This is a genomic window from Pseudoalteromonas sp. S1612 (assembly GCF_005887175.1).
Taxonomy (GTDB): domain Bacteria; phylum Pseudomonadota; class Gammaproteobacteria; order Enterobacterales; family Alteromonadaceae; genus Pseudoalteromonas; species Pseudoalteromonas undina.
Genome location: NZ_PNDH01000010.1, coordinates 33,729 through 54,323 on the forward strand (window position 1 = coordinate 33,729; position 20,595 = coordinate 54,323).

Sequence of the window (20,595 nt, forward strand, 5' to 3'; positions counted from 1 at the left end):
GACGTTATGATCAACCTTGAGAATGTATCTTTTAAATGGCATAAAAAAGCAGCCAGCCCCACTCTCACTATTGAGCAACTCGCCATTGATGAAGGTGAACATGTTTTTTTACATGGGCCAAGCGGCAGTGGTAAATCTACCTTACTGGCACTACTGGCAGGCATTAATGTAACGACTAGCGGCCAACTTTGTGTTTTGAACCAAAATCTAAGTGCGCTTACCAATGCACAGCGCGATGCATTTAGAGCGGATCATATTGGCTATATTTTCCAAAACTTTAATTTACTACCTTATTTAACCCCATTAGAAAATGTATGTTTAGGGTGCCAATTTTCGAAAAAGCGTCAGCAACACGTGCTCAACCAAATTGAGAGTTTAACCAAAGAAGCTGCCCGACTTCTCAACGCACTAGGGTTAGAGCCGCACTTTCATAATCAAAATGTTGCCACTTTAAGTATTGGGCAACAACAGCGAGTTGCCGCAGCACGCGCATTTATAGGCAGTCCTGAACTTATCATTGCCGATGAGCCTACTTCAGCACTTGATACGCAAAATCGTGAAAGCTTTATTAAGTTGTTATTTGAACAAGCAAAAAAAAGTAACAGTACGCTTGTTTTTGTCAGTCACGATGAAACATTAAAGCCACTCTTTAGCCGCACAATCGACTTAGTAAATTTACAAGGTGATGTATGATTTTATTTAAACTTGCCTATAAAAGTTTGCTAAATAGACGTGCCAGTGTATTACTGACATTGCTCACCATTGCGATTAGCGTCATGTTATTACTCAGTATTGAGCGCGTTCGCGTAGATGCTAAAAGTAGTTTTAGTAATACCATTTCGGGTACCGATTTAATTGTTGGCGCACGTACTGGCGATATTCAATTACTACTCTCCTCGGTGTTTAGAATTGGCCACACCAATAATGGTGTGAGTTGGCAAAGCTACCAATACATTACAAAACAACGCGGGGTTAAGTGGAGCATTCCTATCAGCCTTGGAGATAGCCATAAGGGCCAAGCAGTTTTAGGCACCACTCTTGATTATTTTAAGCACTATCGATTTGCTAAAAAACAGCCCTTAGCATTTACACAAGGACAGGCTTTTTCTAGCATCAATGAAGTTGTTATAGGGAGTGAGGTTGCAAGTAAACTGGCCTATAAAATTGGTGATGAAATTGTAATTTCTCATGGTATGGGCAATACTAGCTTTCATCATCATGACGATAACCCCTTCAAAGTTGTTGGTATTTTAAAGCCTACTGGCACCCCTGTTGATAAAACATTGCATGTGCCGCTGGCGGCAATTGAATTGATTCATGGTGGCGGCCATCATGATCATGATCATGACGATCATCATGACCACTCGAGTTACGCACTAGTTGGCCATCCAAAACAAATTACCGCCTTTTTAATGGGCTTCGACTCACCGCTTTATACGCTACAAATTAGGCGTAACATAAACCAATTTAAGCCAGAGCCTTTATTAGCGATTATGCCAACAGTCACACTAAAAGAGCTTTGGGAAATGCTGGCAATAATAGAAAAGATCCTATTGCTATTTTCATTTGTGGTGGTCATTATTAGCTTGCTCGGCATGTTAACCACACTGCTGGCTAACCTTAATCAACGCCGCAGAGAACTGGCAATATTACGTTCTGTGGGCGCCCGCCCTTGGCAATTATTTTCACTGATCAGTATAGAATCACTGCTCACTACCTTTTTAGGTTGCTTAGTAGGCTGCACTCTATTTTATGCGCTTATGGGCACAACCGCGGGTTACTTACAAAGCCAAGCAGGAGTGAGCATTAATATCAGTATGCTCTCTGACTATGAACTCACTTTGATTGGCGTTATTATGGCTGCGGGATTCATTATTGGCTTGATCCCTGCTACACGCGCTTACTTTTATTCTCTTAGTGATGGTATGAGTATAAAAATATAAACTTTAGGATGATCATGACGTTGTTTAAAGTAACTACACACTCTTTAATGCTATTAAGTGCAGTGCTAATTAGCTTTGCTAGCATTGCAAATCCCCCGAAGGAAATTTTTTGGGAAGACTTGATCCCACAAGGGCATGTGCAAATAGATACCCAAGCACAAGCTAATCACGAAGGCAGTGAGCAAAACTGGGTGCAACCTGATTTGGACGCGCCGGTTGTTAAAGCACTTGATGGGCAGTCTGTTAGCTTACCTGGGTTTGTTGTGCCACTTGAAGGTGACAGCGAACTTATTACCGAGTTTTTATTAGTCCCTTACTTTGGTGCCTGTATTCATGTGCCACCCCCACCGCCAAACCAGCTGGTTCATGTAACTATTAAAGGCGGTGTGCCTATCGATAGCTTATATGATGCGATTGTTGTAACGGGCGTTATTAAAACGCAAACTTGGTCTGGCGAAATAGCCCAAGTGGGTTATCAAATGCAAGCTGTCGGTGTTGCTCCCTTTGAGCTTTAATTCTTAAAATAAAACCCACTTTTAAAGTGGGTTTTATTTTGTTCTATCAACCACCCGTCCTTATATCTCGCTCAAGTTCAGACTGAGTTTTCACTGGATGACAAGTCGACTTCACCGTACTCTTATTGCTTTCATCTTCGTCAGAGCTAAAAATTGTGTAGCTATAGTCTGTTTCAACTTCACCACCTAAGCACTCATGCTCCGCAAATACTTCATTTCCATAACCGTCTGGCATTTCTTTTGACGCACACCCACTGAGGATCAGAAATGTTATTAAAATTGATATTACTTTCATATTAATCACCGTAAAAGGATATGTTATAAATTATAGTTCATACTCAAAATGCCATGAAGGAAACTTGTTGAGTAATGGTAAAAGTGCTTTTTCTTTTCTTAAATCACGACGCTCTCTCTCTAACTGTTCTCTTTCTCGGCGTAACTCTTTACTTTGGCTACTTGACGGTTTATCACTCGCTAATTCATTACTAATAGATTGCAACCGCCAATTAATATTATTAAGTCGATCATCTATCTCAGCTTTCCTTGCTTCAAACTGATAACGCTCATTACCCTCTTGCCATGCTTTTCTAAACTGTGTGTCATTACAAACCCCGTTATACGCATCCCCTCGTAAGCCCAGGGTAAAGCCATTTTCAGGCTCACAAAAGGCTGCGAGCCCCTGCTTGTAACCAACCTTATAATCATCTAATTTTGCAGTGATACCAAACTCACTACAAGCGGATATAATTTCTCTGCCATGTTCAAATGTATACCCTTGCTCGCCATGACTAAAGCCTAGGTTTGTCCAATTGGCCTGTATACATTCATCCTGAGACAAAGAAGAGCATCCTGATAGAGATAGTACAAATAAAATGAATATACATCGGCTAAACATGCTATTTCCTAAAGTGTTATAGACTATTCAAGTACCTATTTTAAGAGATATTCGTTTAAAGTGAATAATAAAAATGTAACAAGCTATTCTAATTCCGTTGAAGTTTAAAATTTACGACAACAACTTAACTCCTTCACCTCTAAAAATCACATGAGGCATACTTATGGTATTAAAAAGCTGCCTCATAGATGTTTCCTTTATCTAGCCGTCTGAGCCGGATTAGTGGGCACATTATTTTGCTTCATTATCCAACGGGCTATGTTATCTTTTCGCATGAACTTAACACCAGTATGCTGTTTTGCATACTGGATAAAATCATCAAGCGCTTTTACTCGTGCAGGCGTTCCTGCAATACGGTCATGAGCACTAATCGACATCATTCGTCTTCTGTGTTTTCCTTCAGCGTATAACACGTCAAACTCATCTTTTAACTCTTGTAAGTAGGCTTGGGCCGTCATTGCAGTGCTTCCTGAATAGCGCACAATGTCGTTATTACGAAAAGTATAAGGTACAACCACAAAAGGCTTATTATTTACTGGTGTAAAAGAAGGCTCATCACGCGATAGATCATCAATATGATAAATAAACCCCAGCTCTTGCAAAAGCGTAAGTGTATTTTTTGAGTGTCTCATCCAAAATGCATTAAAGCCAACCGGCCGCATGCCTGTCACTTTTTCGATAATATCTGCACTTTTAATATATGAAGCGCGCTCTTGTTCAACACTCATCGAATATTGTGGTGTCCATGTTTGGCCGTGACCCGATGCTTCATGCCCTCGCGAAACCACTTCTTTAGCAAGTGCTGGATTTAATTCCACAGCCCTGCCCACCATATGAGAGGTAACTTTAATATTATGTTTATCCCATAGATCAAGTAATCGCGGGATCCCTTCATTCATCCCATACTGATACCAAGTAGGCGAAATAGTATCGTGATAACCCTGCTCTATTTGAGGAAACGGCCCTGCATCAGAGCTATCTTGTGCTGTTGCTTCAAATTGCATTGAAATAGAAATCACTAATAGTGCATCATCAGGCCAATAACCTGATTTCTCAGGTAGTGGGGCTGCATTTAATAGCTTACTGCTGCACAGTGCCATTAAAAGAATGAGTAAAGGTAAAGCCTTCATTTTTATCTCCTAAGCTAATTAACGCGGTCCTGCCGTTACTGTGATCTCGGCTGTTTGCAAAGAGTGTTGGTGTAAGAAAAACCCTGTAAGTGCACTTGTTGCCCCTTGTGGAACAGCTAATTTTTCTACATCCAATGCATACACTTTATAGGTGTAGCTATGCTTGCGTCCTTCTGGTGGACATGGCCCAAGGTATCCGGGCTTCCCCATATCCGTATTACCTTCAATGGCTCCTTTGGGCAAAGTCGTTGAAGATAGTGAGTTACTAGTAAGAGGAATATCATGTACTACCCAGTGCCAAAAACCACTGCCAGTTGGTGCGTCATTGTCATACACTGTCACGGCAAAGCTTTTGGCTTTCTTAGGCGCATTTTGCCATTTAAGTTGTGGCCTAACATTACTCCCCTGACAACCAAAGCTATTCCAGTATTGCTCACTCTTTATTGCCTGCCCTGGCTGTAAATCAGGGCTCGATAAACTAAATTCAGCCGCAAAACTGGCACTACTAAACAGCCCGCTGATCAGTAAAGTAACTACTGAGTTTGAAAAATTAACCATTTTTAGCCCTTATATTTTCAGTTAAAAAGTTACTTTTGATATGCTGGGTAATCGGTATAACCTTTGGCTGTACCGCCAAACAATGTACTCCCATCGGTAATCGTGTTTAGTGGCAGTTGCTCTTGAATACGATACGGTAAGTCTGGGTTGGCAATAAAACGACGACCGAATGCAATGTAATCGGCAAGACCTTGTTCAATAAGCTGCACACCTGAATGCTCGGTATAATTACCGGCAACAATAATCGCGCCACTAAAATACTGACGAAGTGCGACTCTAAACTCTGGTGTTACGGTAGGTGCATCGTCCCAGTCCGCTTCGGCAAGATGAATATACGCAATACCAATTTGCTCAAATTGCTTTGCTGCCAATAAAATAGTGTCAATTGCTTCACTATCACCCATACCACGCTGAGTGATAAAAGGCGCTAATCTAATACCCACTTTATGAGCTCCAATGGCATTACTAATTGCGCCAATAATTTCACAGGCAAAACGAATACGGTTTTCTTGGCTACCGCCATATTCATCTGTGCGTTTATTCGCTGAACGTCTTAAAAACTGATCAATTAAATACCCGTTACCTCCATGTATTTCAACGCCATCGAAACCAGCCTCAATCGCGTTAATTGCCGCTTGCTTATAATCATTTACTATTTCTTTAATTTCTTTAACACTTAGTGCTCGTGGGGTTGGGCAGTCAAGCATCCGTCCTTCTCCATCATCGCCTACCACCCAAACTTGTGCATCTGGGGCAAGTGCAGATGGGGCAACTGGCGTTCCATCATGATGAAATGAAGAGTGCGACATTCGACCAACGTGCCAAAGTTGTAAAAATATTTTACCACCTTCTTTATGCACAGCTTGTGTTACTTGCTTCCAACCTTCGATTTGTTCTTGCGTGTAAATACCTGGCGTAAATGAGTAACCTTTGCCCTGAGCAGAAATTTGTGTTGCTTCAGAAATAATCAGCCCTGCAGTAGCACGCTGCGCATAATAAGTGGCCATCAGTTCAGTGGGAATATCACCCGGTTGCGCAGTTCGCGAACGGGTCATAGGTGCCATCACAATTCTATTTTGAGTGACCATGCCACCGAGGGTTTTAACTTCAAATAAGGATTCTATAGACATAACTAACTCTCTTATAAATAATGTTTATCTGGATTTAAATTAAATTTCATCACTACTAAATAGCATTTCGACCTTTATCTCTTCTGGTCCCGGTATAAAGACTTGCTGCTCTAATAGCTCTGGCACGGTTCGCTCAAAGTAGCTTATACCTGTTTGCGCTAAGCGACTTTTCAATCCTTGATAACCTATGCTACGAATCGCAATGTGATCTACCACTCCTCGGCCTTGGGTTTTGCTGTTTAATGCTGATAAGTAACCCAGTTGCGCTTTATTACCCGTGGCATTAACCAAATGAATCAAAGCAACATTATCACTGCCGTATAACCATGCCCCCTCGAAAGGGAAAGGCGGACGATACCCTTCAACTAGCCCAACTGAATTTATAAAGAACTGTCGCATCGCCTGGTAATCACAACTAGAAATTAATACATGATCTAAACGCATAAACTTTCTCTGTTGATAATGAGTACAACCAGTTTAACTATTTACTTAAATTTGATAATTGAGTTAATATCAAAAACACTATTCATTAATACTGAATTATAAAGAGTGAGGAACGATGGCTAAGATTGATGATATGCAGCTTTTTGTTCATGTGGTGCGCTCTGGCGGGCTTGCTGCAGCTGGGCGAAAAATTGGTTTATCGCCTGCGAGTATGACGGCACGTATCAACCAGCTTGAAAATCACTATCAAACCCGACTCTTAATACGTAATACTCGAAGTATTAAATTAACCGAGGCTGGAGAGCACTTTTTTCAAGGCTGTTTAAGAGTGATTGCTGAAATTGATGCCGCAGAGCAAAGTATTCAGCTTAGTAAAAACACTCTTTCGGGTAGTCTCAAAGTAACCGCACCCTCTGACTTTGGTAAACAGTTTGTTGCCCCTGCAATAGCTAAATTTGTAGCACTGAATCCACAAGTAAAACCACACCTACATTTAACCGATGGCTTAGTTAATCTAGTTGAAGAAGGCATTGATATTGCTATTCGCTTTGGAAACTTACCCGATAGTAATTTGATTAGCCGAATGATCAAAGCCAATAAACGTGTGTTATGTGCTTCAGCTGAATATTTAAAAATACATGGCCAACCTTTACAACCAAGCGATTTATTAAATCATCGCTGCTTAGTAATGGAGAGACTTGGTCAATCGATGCATGATTGGCATTTTAAAGACGAGGTAATTCGCGTACCTGTAGCTATGAGTAGCAGTGATGGTGCAGTGATCAGACAGTGGGCAATTAACGGTGCAGGTATTGCTCTAAAATCAATGGTAGATATTAATGATGATCTGACTAAGGGTAATTTAGTGACGCTACTTGATGACTATATTCTCGGTTTTAGTAATAAAGATAAACAGCAAGTTGGCTTACAGTTTCTTTACCCATCAAGGCAATTTCAGCCACGACAAGTTGCCGCATTTATGGATTTTTTTCAGCAGCAAATTTAACAATAAACAGCCAACAAAATAAAACCTTGAGAGTTTGCACTTCCAAGGTTTTATTTATAACGTTTGGCAGTTATAAAAATTAAGCCGTGCCACCTACTGTTAGGTTATCTATTTTCAGGCTTGGCTGGCCAACGCCTACTGGTACACTTTGACCGTCTTTACCACAAACACCGACGCCTTTATCAAGCGCTAAATCATTACCTACCATAGAGATTTGTTGCATAACCTCAGGGCCATTACCAATTAATGTTGCCCCTTTAATTGGCTGAGTAATTTTACCATTTTCAATTAAGTAAGCTTCTGAGGCACTAAACACAAACTTACCTGAGGTGATATCCACTTGGCCGCCACCAAAATTAGGGGCAAACACGCCTTTTTTAACCGTGCTGATAATATCAGCTTGGCTGTGCTCTCCACCTAACATGTAAGTGTTGGTCATACGTGGCATTGGTAAATGCGCGTATGACTCACGACGTGCGTTACCTGTTGGGTTTACCCCCATCAAACGCGCGTTCATTTTATCTTGCATATAGCCTTTTAAAATACCGTTTTCGATAAGTACGTTATAGGCTGCAGGCGTACCTTCGTCATCCACATTAAGTGAACCACGACGATCAGCCATAGTACCATCATCAACCACAGTACATAGCTCTGAAGCAACTTTTTGCCCTACTTTACCGCTAAACGCAGACGCGCCTTTACGGTTAAAGTCACCCTCGAGGCCATGGCCTACCGCTTCGTGTAACAACACACCTGGCCAGCCATTACCTAATACCACTTCCATAGTACCTGCAGGGGCATCAATAGCTTCTAAGTTTACTTTAGCTTGACGAACGGCTTCTTCTGCAAAACCCATCCAACGCGGCTTACCGTCAACAAGCTCTTTAAAGTAACCATAATCTAGGCGGGCACCGCCACCAGCACCGCCACGTTCACGGCGACCATTCTTCTCTAGCAATACAGAGCAGTTTAAACGGATCAGTGGGCGAATATCGGTAGCAAAGGTGCCATCGCTGGCTGCAATTAATACCTCTTCGTATACCGCAGACATTGAGCTAATAACTTGCTCAGCATCTGGGGCTAATTCGCGAATATAGTTTTCAAGCTCACGTAACAAATTAACCTTATCGGTATCGCTCATGCTAGAAATTGGTTGATGTGGCGCGTACTGCTCTTTAGCAGCCACGTCACTAAATACTTTAACCGCTTTATCTTCACCGGCATCGGCAATACTACGTGCAGCAGTTGCGGCCTTATTTAGCGCTTCTAAATTAATTGCGTCTGAATACGAAAAACCGGTTTTTTCACCACTAACAGCCCGTACGCCAACACCACGTTCAACGTTATAAGACCCTTCTTTAACAAGGCCGTCTTCTAATACCCAAGACTCATGATGACTCGATTGAAAATAAAGGTCGGCATAATCAACTTTGTGCTGGTGAATATAAGCTAATGTTTTTTCGAGTTCTTCTCGATTTAGCTGGCTGTCGTGTAATAAATGCTGTTCAACCGAATTCATAATAATGGCTCTCTAAATCGTTGGTGAGATTGCAGCGGCATATCTCGTCTAATTTTGTGTAACTGGTTCAAATCTACGGTACAACTAATAAAACCAAGCCCTGTTGGTTTTTCACTTAATGTTTCACCCCAGGGCGATAACATCAGGCTGTGACCATAAGTTTGTCTACCGTTTTCATGTGTTCCATATTGCGCTGCAGCAATAACATAGCACTGTGTTTCTATTGCTCGTGCTGCAAGTAGCGGCTGCCAATGCGCTTTACCTGTTGGAACAGTAAACGCACTGGGTACTAATATAATTTCTGCGCCTTTACGAGCTAAGGCATTAAATAAACCAGCAAAGCGCAAATCATAACATACTGTTAAACCAATTTTACCAAAGGGAGAATCAACAACCACAATCTCATCGCCCGCTTGAGTAAAGTCGGACTCTCGGTAGCTGCCGGTCTGGTCATCTACCTCAACATCAAATAAATGTATTTTGTTATAGCTTGCAACAATATCGCCTTGGTTATTAAACAAGTGTGAGGCAGCGTAATACTTATGTTGGTCATAGGGCTCTGGCATGGTGCCAGCATTTAACCAAATATTGTGTTTACGACACAATTCACTAATTTGCTGTTTATATTGCTCAATACGCTGTGACACTAACAACGTATCACCAGCGTGTTTACTAAACACTAAAAACGCTTCTGGTAAACATACTAACAAAGGCCGCGTGCTTGGTAATTCAGCTAACGCTTGCTTTAAAGCTGCAATGTTATCATCAGGGTTAAAGCCTGAGCACATTTGCAATGCGATAATCGCAGGAGATGAGTTTATGCGTTGTTTATTCATTGCGCGGCGCTAACCTCAGCATCTTTGAGTTTTAACTCTGAGGATGCTCGCGGCTGATTTTGTGCTGCTTGTGGCAAGGTCACCTCTCGGCTCTTACGATCTAACTCTTGTACCTGAGGATCGTTCATTTTACCCGTCACTTTAAAGTTGATCTCTGAGATCACTCGCGCAGAATGAATTACTTTATCAATTGCTAAAGCTGCAAGCCCCGTTACTGGGTTAACCATCCAAGCCACAATTACTGGAATACTCGACGTTACTTGCGGTGCTACTGCTAAGTCGTAGTCAATTTCGAGAGTATTTAAATTTGCATACCCTTTAATCGAGAGATCGGCAGGCACCCCATCCATTTTAGTATCTTGGGTATAGGCAATGCCCTTATCTATCTGCATCGTACCTTTCATGCTGTTATAGAAAAAACCTTTAGAAAATACATCTCTAAAATCAAGTTTTAGCTTACGCACTAATGAATCAAGGCTCAGTAATGAAAATACCCGTGCGCCTCCATCACTCACCTCAGTTAAATGGCCTTCGCCTAAATCCCAACTAATTTCACCGTCTAAACTAGCAATGTCTAAGTTATAAGGTGCCGCTTGCCAATTTAGTTGATAATTTAGATTGGCGTTTGAGTCTTTAATAGTAGTGGTGATATCAAATTCATTAAATAAAGCGCCAATATCATCACTTTTAAGTTCGCCGCTCATTGCTGTTAGGCCATTTTGCCACTGCCCTTTAGTACGTAATATATGATCGCCCTTATCAACTACTAGCTCAGAAATAAGCAGTTTTTTACCATCACCTAACAATGAGGCGCTGACTTTATCTAGCTGATAATGGCTGACCTTACAATCGGCACATTCAAACTCAATAGCAGGCAAACTTGTAAGCCATGCAAGTTGTTCAGGAGATGATTTTTCGCTTGGTTGCTCTGTTTCGGCCTCTAAAAAATTAAGCCTTAAATAGTCACTGTTTATTCGAATCGGCTGACTTGATTGCTCGCTGGGAATGAACACTTCTGCTCGTAATTCTTTAGCATTGAGCTTTAATTGCAAGTTATTATTTAAGGGCGATAAACGCATATCAAAATCATTAAACTGCATGCCACTCACATTAAAAGAGTTAATATTCGCAACAACCTCATACAAAGGCGGCATAATACCTGGCGATGCACTCTCTGGCTGCGCTTTAGCTGCATTAATAATTTGATCAATTAAATCAATCCAAGGTAATAACTCACTTTGCGCTAAGTTAATACTTACCGCTAAATCTTGCGCGTTAAGCCCTAAATCTTTGTTACCGATTATAAAGTGGGCGTTGTTAAACTGTGATTTAGCATTGTCTAGAATGGCATTAAAATACACTAGCTGATCAACGTTTGCGGTGATCAAGTTAGATATATCATCACCCTGAATAACTGCACTCAGTGGCCAAGCTTGCTCACTGCTTTTTGTATATGCTCCAGGCAAAGAACTATTTAAGCCAATAAGGGGCGATTCAACTTGGGCACGGTAGTTAAACCCTTGCTCGGTAAAGTTAAGATCCAAAGCAATATCAACATCACTTTGCCCGCTTAAGTAACCATCTAAAATGCCTTGACCACGGTTTATGAGTGTTTGTGCATCAAGCTGAGCACTTATATTTATATTAGCGCGATAATCCTCTGCGTTGGCGTCACTATTGTAGTTAATAGTTAATGGCATACCCAGCCATGTAGCCGTTGCATTAGTGAGATTTATTTGTTGGTTATTAAAGCTAAGTTCGCCCTTTAAATGCTCAAGAGAAATACCAGGTGCAGAAATGTAGAGAGGTGAGTCGAGTAAATTAACCTTTCCACTGACACTGGCTCCCCCCTCAAATTGTGAACCTATTAGTAATTCAATATTTGCACTTGCAAGCCCCTGCCCTTGCACAACATTAAAAATATCAGCCAATGGATTTGCTAAAGGCGTAGCGGCAAAAAAATCGTGCATTTTTTCAAGCTCTGCTTGCTTATTAATACTAACTACCAACGGCGCATCGCCCATTAAGTCATCAATACTTACATGTACACTACTGCCAACGTCAAGGTTTACCAGTTGACCTTGCTGACTATATATATCCATTCGCTCATTAGCAAAATGCAGTTTTACATTGGCATTAGTAACTGCTGGCCAATCGGGATCGAATTGGTAGGTGGCATTATCTATTTGTGCTATTACATCAAACTGCCCTGAACCATCTTCAAATGGAAAGCCTGATAGTGGGCCAGAAAATAACACCTGAGTATTTGATACTTCGCCTGCTTTTATTGCGCCATTTAAATAACTAACTAAGTCAGGACTCATTAACGTTAAAGGAAAATAGTGACCAGCAATACTGGCATCTGGTGCAAACGCTTCAGCATATAAATCTAAGCGTGGCGTATCACCCAAACTCAGCTGCATTTGTGCGCTTAAAGTCACCTCATTGTTATCAAGCCAAAGGTTATCACTGCTGATGTACCAATCGCCTGAGCGCTTAGCTAAATCTAGCTCAATATTTAATTGGTTATAATCAATATTATTACTAAAGCTAGCGCCTGTAATTAAATGGCTGTTCTCACCAAAAATCGCAATGCGACCATACTGCTGATTAACCAGCCCATTAACTCTTAAAGATTGAGCGGCAGGTACGGCGTTTTTTTCTTGCCAGCTAATTTCGTCAGCATCAAACCATAGTTGCCACTGCTTTGTATCTGCAAACTCAAGGTACGCAGTCTTTATTTGTCCGCTAGGTTGGCGTGCTAAAAAAGGGGCTAAGTCGGTAAAATTAGTCAACTCAGCTAAATCACTCAATAGCGCTAAATCAAGTTGCTGTAGCCATATTTTATTTTGCTTACCCAATAAGGCTTCAAATTCAAGGCTTGGCCATGTGGTTTCACCCGTACTAAATGCTAAGCCCGTGCTTTTTAATCGCCAGCTATTTTGCTCAGGGTATAAATGAAATCCCCCTTCACTTAGGCTTACATTTTGTGTTTGTTCATTGAGCTGCCAATTTACCGCGCTCGGTAACCACTGAACTTTTACGTCACTCACTAGGCCTTGCTCTAATCTAAGCCAAGCTTGTAAGTTTAAATCGCTATGTAGATGCTGCTTTTGAGTATTAATGTATTGCGCTAACCAATTTGACACATCAACCTGATTAGCCTGCACATACAGATCACCCACCATTTGCTCTAAGGTTTCCCCCTTAAGCGCAATGCGCGCATCAAAATTCCCTACCGAAATACCCGGTAATGCTAGACTACCGCTACCAAGGTGTTGTTTATCTTGGTTTTGCCATACAATGTTTTCTAATAACAGTTTACGTTCTTTGTTATCTTCTAATACAAAGTTGATACTGGAGTTTTCTATTGCAAAATGACCTGTTTCACCTAAAAACAGCCCTTCTATTAATTCCTTTTGCTCAAATGACACATCGTCTTGGTTACCTACAAATAAATTCGCGACATTAACCTTGGTATGAAAACCATTGATGACAAAGTAATTCGACTTAAGTTGAAGGGACTTTAGGCTTTCCCAAAGGTTTAGCTCTAAACTGGTTTTCGCAATAGTTAAAGAAATAGGGGCGGTTTGGTTGTCTTTAAATGATAATTCTTCGAGCACTAAGGCAGGGCCATTACCTTGCCAACTTGCCGATATAGCACCTATCGATAGGCTAATATCAAACTTGCTATCAAGATAATTTTCTATCTCGCCTTTATAGTCATTTGCGTAGGGTAAGGTGTATTTTAAAATAGAAACAATGACGGCCAGTAGCACCAAAATTACAGCACTTATTTGCCATAATTTGCGCATACAAAAGAAACAGGCCGCTTTAAATTTCATTACATCATTACCACATCAAACTGCTCTTGGCTGTATAAGCTCTCTGTTTGGATATTAACTTGCTTGCCAATAAATAACTCTAACTCTGCAAGGTTATGATATTCGTCATTTAATAGCGCTTCACATACTGCAGGAGATGCATAAACTACAAACTTATCCGCATCGTAAGCCCGGTTCACACGTACTATCTCACGAAGGATTTCATAGCATACGGTCTCAACCGTTTTTTGAGAACCTCGCCCTGAACATGCAGGACATACATCACACAGTATGTGCTCTAAACTTTCGCGAGTTCGCTTGCGGGTCATTTCAACCAGCCCTAATGCTGACAAACCATTAATATTGGCTTTAGCACGATCTTTCGAAAGCGCAGATTCTAATGAGTGCATTACCCGGCGTTTGTGCTCATCGCTCACCATATCAATAAAGTCGATAATAATAATACCGCCCAAATTGCGCAGCCTTAGTTGACGAGCAATAGCTGAGGTTGCTTCAACATTAGTATTAAAAATAGTTTCTTCAAGGTTACGATGACCAACAAATGCACCGGTATTAACATCAACCGTGGTCATTGCTTCGGTTTGATCTATGATCAGGTATCCACCAGACTTTAAAGTCACCTTACGATGCAATGCCTTTTGAATTTCACTTTCTACATCAAATAAGTCAAAAATGGGTCGCTCGCCCGGGTAATACTCAAGTACTTGTGATAATAACGGCACAAATTCTTCAGTAAACAGCTTAAGCTCTTGATAGGTAAGCTTAGAGTCAACACGAATGCGCTCCATATCTTCGCCCACGTAATCACGTAATGTTCTAAAAGCCAGCGTAAGATCTTCATGCAGAATACTCGCTTTGCTGGTTTTACGGCGCTTAGAAACTATTTTATCCCACAGCTTTTTTAAAAATGCAGCATCGTGACGAAGCTCTACTTCACTTGCGCCTTCTGCGGCAGTTCTAACAATAAAGCTACCGTTTTCATCACCATATTCAGCAACAATTTTTTTAAGCCTAGCGCGTTCCTCTTCCGTTTCGATACGTTGACTCACACCAACATGCGTCGCATCTGGCATAAATACTAAATAGCGTGACGGTATAGTAATATCAGTGGTTAAGCGAGCACCTTTACTGCCCAATGGATCTTTAACCACTTGCACCATAATGTACTGACCTTGGCGAACAAGCTCACGAATATCTTGGACTTTTTTAATTGGCTCGTCGTCAACACCTTCAACAATAGAAGCACTATTGACGATATCTGAAGCGTGCAAAAAGGCGGCTTTCTCTAAGCCTATATCAACAAAAGCGGCTTGCATTCCAGGTAGCACGCGACTTATTTTACCTAAGTAAATATTGCCTACTATGCCTAAATTACCAATACGCTCTAGCTGAATTTCTTGTAATACACCGTTTTCGATTAGGGCAACGCGACTTTCACTTGGCGTGACATTGATCAGTAGTTCTGTACTCATGCTACCCTCTTAAGAATGTATGTAATAATTGTTCTGTCTCATATAAAGGTAAGCCTACAACGGCAAAATAGCTACCCGAAATATGCGTTACAAAGCGTCCACCTAACCCTTGGATACCATAACCACCGGCTTTATCTTGAGGCTCGCCCGTTTGCCAGTAAGCGTCTATTTCTTCATCATTGAGTATTTTAAAAGTAACATCAGTACTGACAACACAACTCATTACTTTTTCTGGTGTGGCAAAAGCGATAGCAGTTAACACTTGGTGAGTATTTCCTGACAAACGTTTTAAGGTGTGAGTAAAGTCGTCTTTATCTCGTGGCTTGCATAATGATTGATTATCCATCACTACCACGGTATCACTACCTAGAACAGGCCGATCGGTATATCCTTGTTCTACGCCCATTTGTGCCTTTAAACGCGCTAAACGTTCGACATAATCATATGGGAGTTCGTTAGCAAGCTGGCTTTCATCGGCATCAACACTAAATTGTGAAAACTCGATACCCAACTGGGTTAAAAGCTCTTTACGGCGGGGAGACGCGGAGGCTAAATATACTGCGCAAGTCATTATCTGATCCTAAAGTGTCTACGGTATTTTCTAAGTAATAAAAATACCCATATCCAACTCAACATACCTGTTAATACAGGCCATAAGTAATGTGGGCTAAAATAAACGCCAAGTAAAAAATGATTTAACCAAAACTGCATTAAATGATAAAGCGTTAAAAATAAGCCAATTAAAAGGCTTTGTTGCCACAATGAAAAATTGCGAATTTTTTGAAAGTTACTTGCCGTAACAAAAATACACACCGAGTAGGTTAATGAGTTTACACCTAAAGAAGAACCGGTCGCTAAATCAATCAGTAGTCCAACAACCCAAGCCGTGCCTATGTTTAAGCGATGCGGTAAAGCCAAAGACCAGTACATAAGTACCAACAGCACCCAGTCAGGGCGAAATGGTTCAAGTGAAAAGGGTAACGGCATCAAAGCCATTACCAATGCAAAGAAAATACTTAACGCAATTAATAGCATATGGCGATTAATCATCTCCCATCAACTCCTGCTGATTTAGCCATAACACGACTAATAATCGAATTCGGTCTAATTGAGCTATAGGTTCAGCAAATACTTGTGCAAAAGGTTGTCCTTCATCACGGGTTATTTCGGTGATCACCGCTACCGGATAGCCCTCAGGAAACGTACCACCAAGGCCAGAGGTAACCAGCACATCGCCAATACGTACATCTAAACTATGCGGCACATGCGACAGTTTCAGTACGTTAATTTTACCAATACCTTCAACCACTGTTCGCACGTCATTACGTAAAATACGTACAGGCGTAGCATGGGTGGTATCGGTAATTAATAATACTCTTGAAGTGGTTGAGCCCACTTTAGTCAGCTGCCCCACAAGTCCCATATCATCAATCACTGCTTGGCTTTCACTTAAACCATCGGTGGTTCCTCGATTTATCACCACTTGGTGGCTATAAGGATTTGAGTGAACAGAAAGTACTTGAGCAATAATTTTACGATTGGTGTGTTTTGAGGACGAGCCCATTAAGGCTCGTAATTTTTGATTTTCTTTTGCTAAGAATTCATATTGCTGAATTTGCTCGCTCTGCAATATTTGCTTTTTTTTCAGGGCTTCATTTTCAGTTTGTAACTGTTCGCGGGTGTGCAAGCTCTTAGCGCTAAAGCTAAATACTTCGTAAGGTAGATTGGCAACATAAATGAGCGGACTAACTAAGGTATTCAAACTGGTGCGAATATTCTCACCGCCCTTTGTGTATCTATCCCCAAGGATCAATACGATACTCAAAAGCACTGCGACAAAAAGTCGCAGTTGCAAAGAGATTGTTTTTTCAAACATTGATTTCATTAATCGTAACTAAAAACGTCACCACCGTGCACATCAATCATCTCAAGCGCTTTACCGCCACCACGAGCAACACATGTAAGTGGATCATCAGCAACAACTACTGGAATGCCAGTTTCTTCCATGAGTAGGCGATCTAAATCTTTTAGTAATGCGCCACCGCCAGTTAACACCATGCCATGTGCTGAAATATCAGATGCCAGCTCAGGTGGTGACTGTTCAAGTGCAACCATGACAGCGCTTACAATACCCATTAGCGGCTCTTGTAATGCTTCTAAAATTTCATGCGAGTTAAGTGTGAACGAACGAGGAACACCTTCTGCAAGGTTACGACCACGCACTTCTATTTCTACTGGATCGTCTGTTTTAAATGCAGAACCAATTTGGTGTTTAATATTCTCAGCCGTGGCTTCACCAATTAAGCTACCAAAGTTACGACGTACATAATTAATAATGGCTTCATCAAACTTGTCGCCACCAATACGAACAGATGACGAATAAACAACACCATTGAGTGAAATTATAGCCACTTCGGTTGTACCGCCACCAATATCAACAACCATAGAGCCCGTTGCTTCAGATACTGGTAAGCCTGCACCAATTGCAGCAGCCATAGGCTCTTCAATTAAGTAAACTTCACGAGCACCTGCCCCCATCGCTGATTCGCGAATGGCACGCTTTTCAACCTGTGTAGCGCCACAAGGCACACAAATAAGTACACGTGGGCTTGGTCGCATAAAGTTATTGTTGTGCACTTGCTTAATAAAGTGCTGTAGCATTTTTTCGGTCACATAAAAATCAGCAATCACGCCATCTTTCATCGGACGAATAGCTTTAATATTACCAGGCGTGCGCCCCAACATTTGCTTAGCTTCTGTACCTACAGATGCAACACTTTTAGGTCCACCAGCACGCTCTTGACGAATAGCAACAACTGAAGGTTCGTTTAATACAATCCCTTCTTCTTTTACATAAATTAGTGTGTTGGCTGTACCTAAATCGATCGATAGATCGTTTGAAAAAATACCACGGAGTTTTTTAAACATGAGGCTGGATGACCTTTGAAATTCGTTCTTATTTTAGTTGCGCTTACTTTAACATTCTCAATGTAATGAGCAATATAAAGCGCAGCCGTCTTTGTAATCATTAAAAAGAGGAAGCGTGTGCTTCCTCATTAAATATTATTGTTCGCTCATTAAGCGAAAGCCAATGTAATTAGCTCTAAAGTCTGGCGCTAGGATTAAACGCGTTGAGGCACGAGCGAGGCTAGGAGCAAAGTTCCATGCGCCGCCACGAACCACAGCATTTTTTTTATTCTCTGTGCTACTAGTCCATTCCCATACATTGCCCACTGTATCGTATAAGCCAAATGCATTTGCAGAAAAAGACCCTACCGGAGCGGTGCGTTTGTTTGACCATTCGCTACCACACCAACCACAGTTTGCTAAGTTTTTACCAATTTCGTTACCCCAAGGGTACTCAGTATCTGTACCTGCACGCGCAGCATATTCCCACTCAACCTCTGTTGGCAGACGATACACTTGTGCTGTTTTATCAGAAAACCATTCTGCGTAAGCCGTAGCATCATTTTTTGTCAAACACACAGCTGGAAAATCATTTGTTTGCTCAAACCCTGGAGCTCGCCAATTTAAGCTCGCTTCCCAAACGGGTTCTCCATTTAGATAATAAGCACAGCCTTTGCCTTTTTCAGCTTCAGTCTTGTATTGTGTCTCGTTTACAAACTTCTCAAATGCGCCAACAGTGACTTCTTTACTTTGCATGACAAAAGATTCACTAATCGTTTTTTCAACAACAGGACGCTCGTTTTCCAGTCCATTGCCGTTAATATCGCCCATTTTAAATGTGCCAACTGGGATTATTACGGCTGACGAATCCACTGTTGGTGGCTGCGTATCAACTTCCATTCCCTTAGGACAATCTGCTTGTATTATTTGCTCTCGCTTTTTAGTCGGTGCAGCAATCGACTCTGACTTTTTTTCTAACTTAGCAAAAAGCGTGCGTGTCTTTTTTAAGTCAATACGTGCTTTATAAGGGATGTAACCCTCTTTGCGTATTTCTAATTTATGCAAACCACGCGGTAATCTTGTTACTAAGCGAGTTGAACCTACACTAATGTCGTTAATAAAAACTTCATCACCATGTACGTTTGAACGCAAAGTTAACTGAATTAACTGATCTTTCTTTTGTTCAGCGACCACTTTAGGCTTTTTATTAACTATTTTAGCGACCGCTTTATTATCCGTATTATCGCTGAATGTTAACTGACTATCAGAAAAAGTAGTGCTATAAGCTGGCTGATAAGTATTTGTCAGCGGGGTACCATACTCTGAACAAAAACTGTTATTTACACTTAATAAGTGACATAAACGACTACTGTTTACATCTCCACGCATAGTAACGCTTAAATTGACGTTATAATCACCTTGGCCGCTAAATGCGCTCTTAATGACGTGACTACTTAAAATCTGTACTTGTGCCCCTGACATGTCTCGCTTAGGTTCAACCAGACGTTTTTCTGTAAGGTTTTCAAAAATTTGATCTAAAAAGCGATTAGTGGCTTTTTTCAGCCCCATCTGCTGGCCGCGTTGTTCACATGCAGCGAGTGTTTCAGTACGCTTACAATTAAGGGTATGATCGACCTCCAGTGTTCCCTCGCGGGTAAATTCATTGCGCAGTCGCTCTACACGCGCAGTAGTGTATTGCACTTTTAAACTTTCGATGGTGTTCTGAAGTGCATGTTTATCAGCGCGAATTTGCTCAATATCTTTTAGATGGGATGCAATTGCCGCCAATTGCATAGAAATATCATTTTTATTTTGTTCTTGATCAACAACGGCTTTTTGATAACGCGATTGTGCAGAAGTAATATCAAGCGACGGGTTATCAATTAAGCGTCGGTACATATCATTCATCGCATCTAACGCTTGATTTTTTTCTTTATCAAGTTGTGTTGAACGCGCTCTTAGCAGTTCAAGTTGGGTTTGAAGCTGATTTTCTTCTTGTAAATATTTATCGAGCATCGTTGTTGAACGAGTGTATTCTGTTTGTTTCGTATTAATCTCTGATTCAATTCTGTTTACAGTAGTTGTATCTTGTGCAAATACTGTGCTGGCAAAAAAGCTAGCAGAAATTAACAGAGATAAAGGAGCAATTCGCATATATTCCAGTCCCAAAAAAGCGGCAATTATTTGGTTATTATTATTTTTTATAATAAAACCTTATGCTATGTACTTGAAGCACAAAACACAAGCTTTGTTCATTTATTATCTCAGTTTACAACTATTATCCCGTTTCATGCCAGTAAATAACCGTTTCATTTGTACTAAATAGCTAATTTATTTAACAACATCGATATTTATCTGCCATTTACGCCCAAAAGATACCAATTTAACGGCGTAT

At 41.0% G+C, this 20,595-nt stretch carries 19 protein-coding genes; 4 read left to right on the forward strand and 15 right to left on the reverse strand.

What is annotated here, in order from left to right; genetic code table 11:
* Positions 1–6: 6 nt before the first annotated feature.
* The 3 genes from CWB78_RS04685 to CWB78_RS04695 are packed head-to-tail and all read left to right on the forward strand — an operon-like array spanning position 7 to position 2,458.
* A complete protein-coding gene (locus CWB78_RS04685; RefSeq protein ID WP_010390490.1) occupies positions 7–693 on the forward strand; it encodes an ABC transporter ATP-binding protein in 687 nt (228 codons plus the stop codon).
* A complete protein-coding gene (locus CWB78_RS04690; RefSeq protein ID WP_138594427.1) occupies positions 690–1,943 on the forward strand; it encodes an ABC transporter permease in 1,254 nt (417 codons plus the stop codon). Before CWB78_RS04685 ends, CWB78_RS04690 begins: the two co-directional genes overlap by 4 nt.
* 14 nt (positions 1,944–1,957) lie before the next feature.
* Positions 1,958–2,458, forward strand: coding sequence for a DUF3299 domain-containing protein (locus CWB78_RS04695; RefSeq protein ID WP_008468279.1), 501 nt, complete (start codon positions 1,958–1,960; stop codon positions 2,456–2,458).
* 46 nt (positions 2,459–2,504) lie between these two features.
* Here the strand turns inward: CWB78_RS04695 and CWB78_RS04700 are convergent, their stop codons facing one another.
* The 6 genes from CWB78_RS04700 to CWB78_RS04725 form a co-directional block, all read right to left on the reverse strand.
* Entirely contained in the window at positions 2,505–2,753 is a 249-nt protein-coding gene (locus CWB78_RS04700) for a hypothetical protein (protein WP_010390486.1), read from the reverse strand.
* 30 nt (positions 2,754–2,783) lie between these two features.
* A complete protein-coding gene (locus CWB78_RS04705) occupies positions 2,784–3,353 on the reverse strand; it encodes a DUF2799 domain-containing protein (protein WP_081374117.1) in 570 nt (189 codons plus the stop codon).
* Positions 3,354–3,550: 197 nt separating this feature from the next.
* Positions 3,551–4,453 carry a polysaccharide deacetylase family protein gene (locus tag CWB78_RS04710; RefSeq protein ID WP_054202580.1) on the reverse strand — a complete coding sequence of 301 codons (903 nt, stop codon included), beginning with the start codon at positions 4,451–4,453 and terminating at the stop codon, positions 3,551–3,553.
* A gap of 48 nt (positions 4,454–4,501) precedes the next feature.
* Positions 4,502–5,041, reverse strand: coding sequence for a YbhB/YbcL family Raf kinase inhibitor-like protein (locus tag CWB78_RS04715; protein WP_010390480.1), 540 nt, complete (start codon positions 5,039–5,041; stop codon positions 4,502–4,504).
* 29 nt (positions 5,042–5,070) lie between these two features.
* The gene (locus CWB78_RS04720) at positions 5,071–6,171 is read right to left on the reverse strand and encodes an alkene reductase (RefSeq protein ID WP_138594429.1); all 1,101 of its coding nucleotides are present in this window, start codon (positions 6,169–6,171) and stop codon (positions 5,071–5,073) included.
* A gap of 39 nt (positions 6,172–6,210) precedes the next feature.
* Positions 6,211–6,615, reverse strand: a complete 405-nt coding sequence (locus tag CWB78_RS04725) for a VOC family protein (protein ID WP_138594431.1) — start codon at positions 6,613–6,615, stop codon at positions 6,211–6,213.
* A 115-nt stretch (positions 6,616–6,730) separates the two neighbouring features.
* Here CWB78_RS04725 and CWB78_RS04730 point away from each other — a divergent pair, with 115 nt between their 5' ends.
* Positions 6,731–7,621: a LysR family transcriptional regulator gene (locus CWB78_RS04730; RefSeq protein WP_054202525.1), complete on the forward strand. Its 891-nt coding sequence runs from the start codon at positions 6,731–6,733 to the stop codon at positions 7,619–7,621.
* 79 nt (positions 7,622–7,700) lie between these two features.
* Here CWB78_RS04730 and tldD read toward each other — a convergent pair whose 3' ends face one another.
* From tldD to CWB78_RS04775, 9 genes are all read right to left on the reverse strand, one after another.
* Positions 7,701–9,140 carry a metalloprotease TldD gene (gene tldD / locus CWB78_RS04735; RefSeq protein ID WP_055012250.1) on the reverse strand — a complete coding sequence of 480 codons (1,440 nt, stop codon included), beginning with the start codon at positions 9,138–9,140 and terminating at the stop codon, positions 7,701–7,703.
* Positions 9,137–9,976 carry a carbon-nitrogen hydrolase family protein gene (locus CWB78_RS04740; protein ID WP_054202527.1) on the reverse strand — a complete coding sequence of 280 codons (840 nt, stop codon included), beginning with the start codon at positions 9,974–9,976 and terminating at the stop codon, positions 9,137–9,139. Before CWB78_RS04740 ends, tldD begins: the two co-directional genes overlap by 4 nt.
* Positions 9,973–13,821 (reverse strand): YhdP family protein, encoded by a 3,849-nt coding sequence (locus CWB78_RS04745; protein ID WP_138594433.1) that lies wholly within the window; start codon positions 13,819–13,821, stop codon positions 9,973–9,975. Before CWB78_RS04745 ends, CWB78_RS04740 begins: the two co-directional genes overlap by 4 nt.
* Entirely contained in the window at positions 13,821–15,293 is a 1,473-nt protein-coding gene (gene rng, locus CWB78_RS04750) for a ribonuclease G (protein ID WP_008113735.1), read from the reverse strand. Before rng ends, CWB78_RS04745 begins: the two co-directional genes overlap by 1 nt.
* A 1-nt stretch (position 15,294) precedes the next feature.
* Entirely contained in the window at positions 15,295–15,864 is a 570-nt protein-coding gene (locus tag CWB78_RS04755) for a Maf family protein (protein WP_010390468.1), read from the reverse strand.
* Positions 15,864–16,343 (reverse strand): rod shape-determining protein MreD, encoded by a 480-nt coding sequence (gene mreD, locus CWB78_RS04760; RefSeq protein ID WP_016900308.1) that lies wholly within the window; start codon positions 16,341–16,343, stop codon positions 15,864–15,866. The genes CWB78_RS04755 and mreD overlap by 1 nt, the downstream gene beginning before the upstream one ends.
* Positions 16,336–17,178 carry a rod shape-determining protein MreC gene (gene mreC, locus CWB78_RS04765; RefSeq protein ID WP_010390466.1) on the reverse strand — a complete coding sequence of 281 codons (843 nt, stop codon included), beginning with the start codon at positions 17,176–17,178 and terminating at the stop codon, positions 16,336–16,338. Before mreC ends, mreD begins: the two co-directional genes overlap by 8 nt.
* The gene (locus CWB78_RS04770) at positions 17,178–18,221 is read right to left on the reverse strand and encodes a rod shape-determining protein (RefSeq protein ID WP_008113726.1); all 1,044 of its coding nucleotides are present in this window, start codon (positions 18,219–18,221) and stop codon (positions 17,178–17,180) included. Before CWB78_RS04770 ends, mreC begins: the two co-directional genes overlap by 1 nt.
* 135 nt (positions 18,222–18,356) lie before the next feature.
* On the reverse strand, positions 18,357–20,354 hold the full coding sequence (locus CWB78_RS04775) for an SUMF1/EgtB/PvdO family nonheme iron enzyme (protein ID WP_010390465.1): 1,998 nt from the start codon (positions 20,352–20,354) through the stop codon (positions 18,357–18,359).
* Between the last annotated feature and the right edge of the window lie 241 nt (positions 20,355–20,595).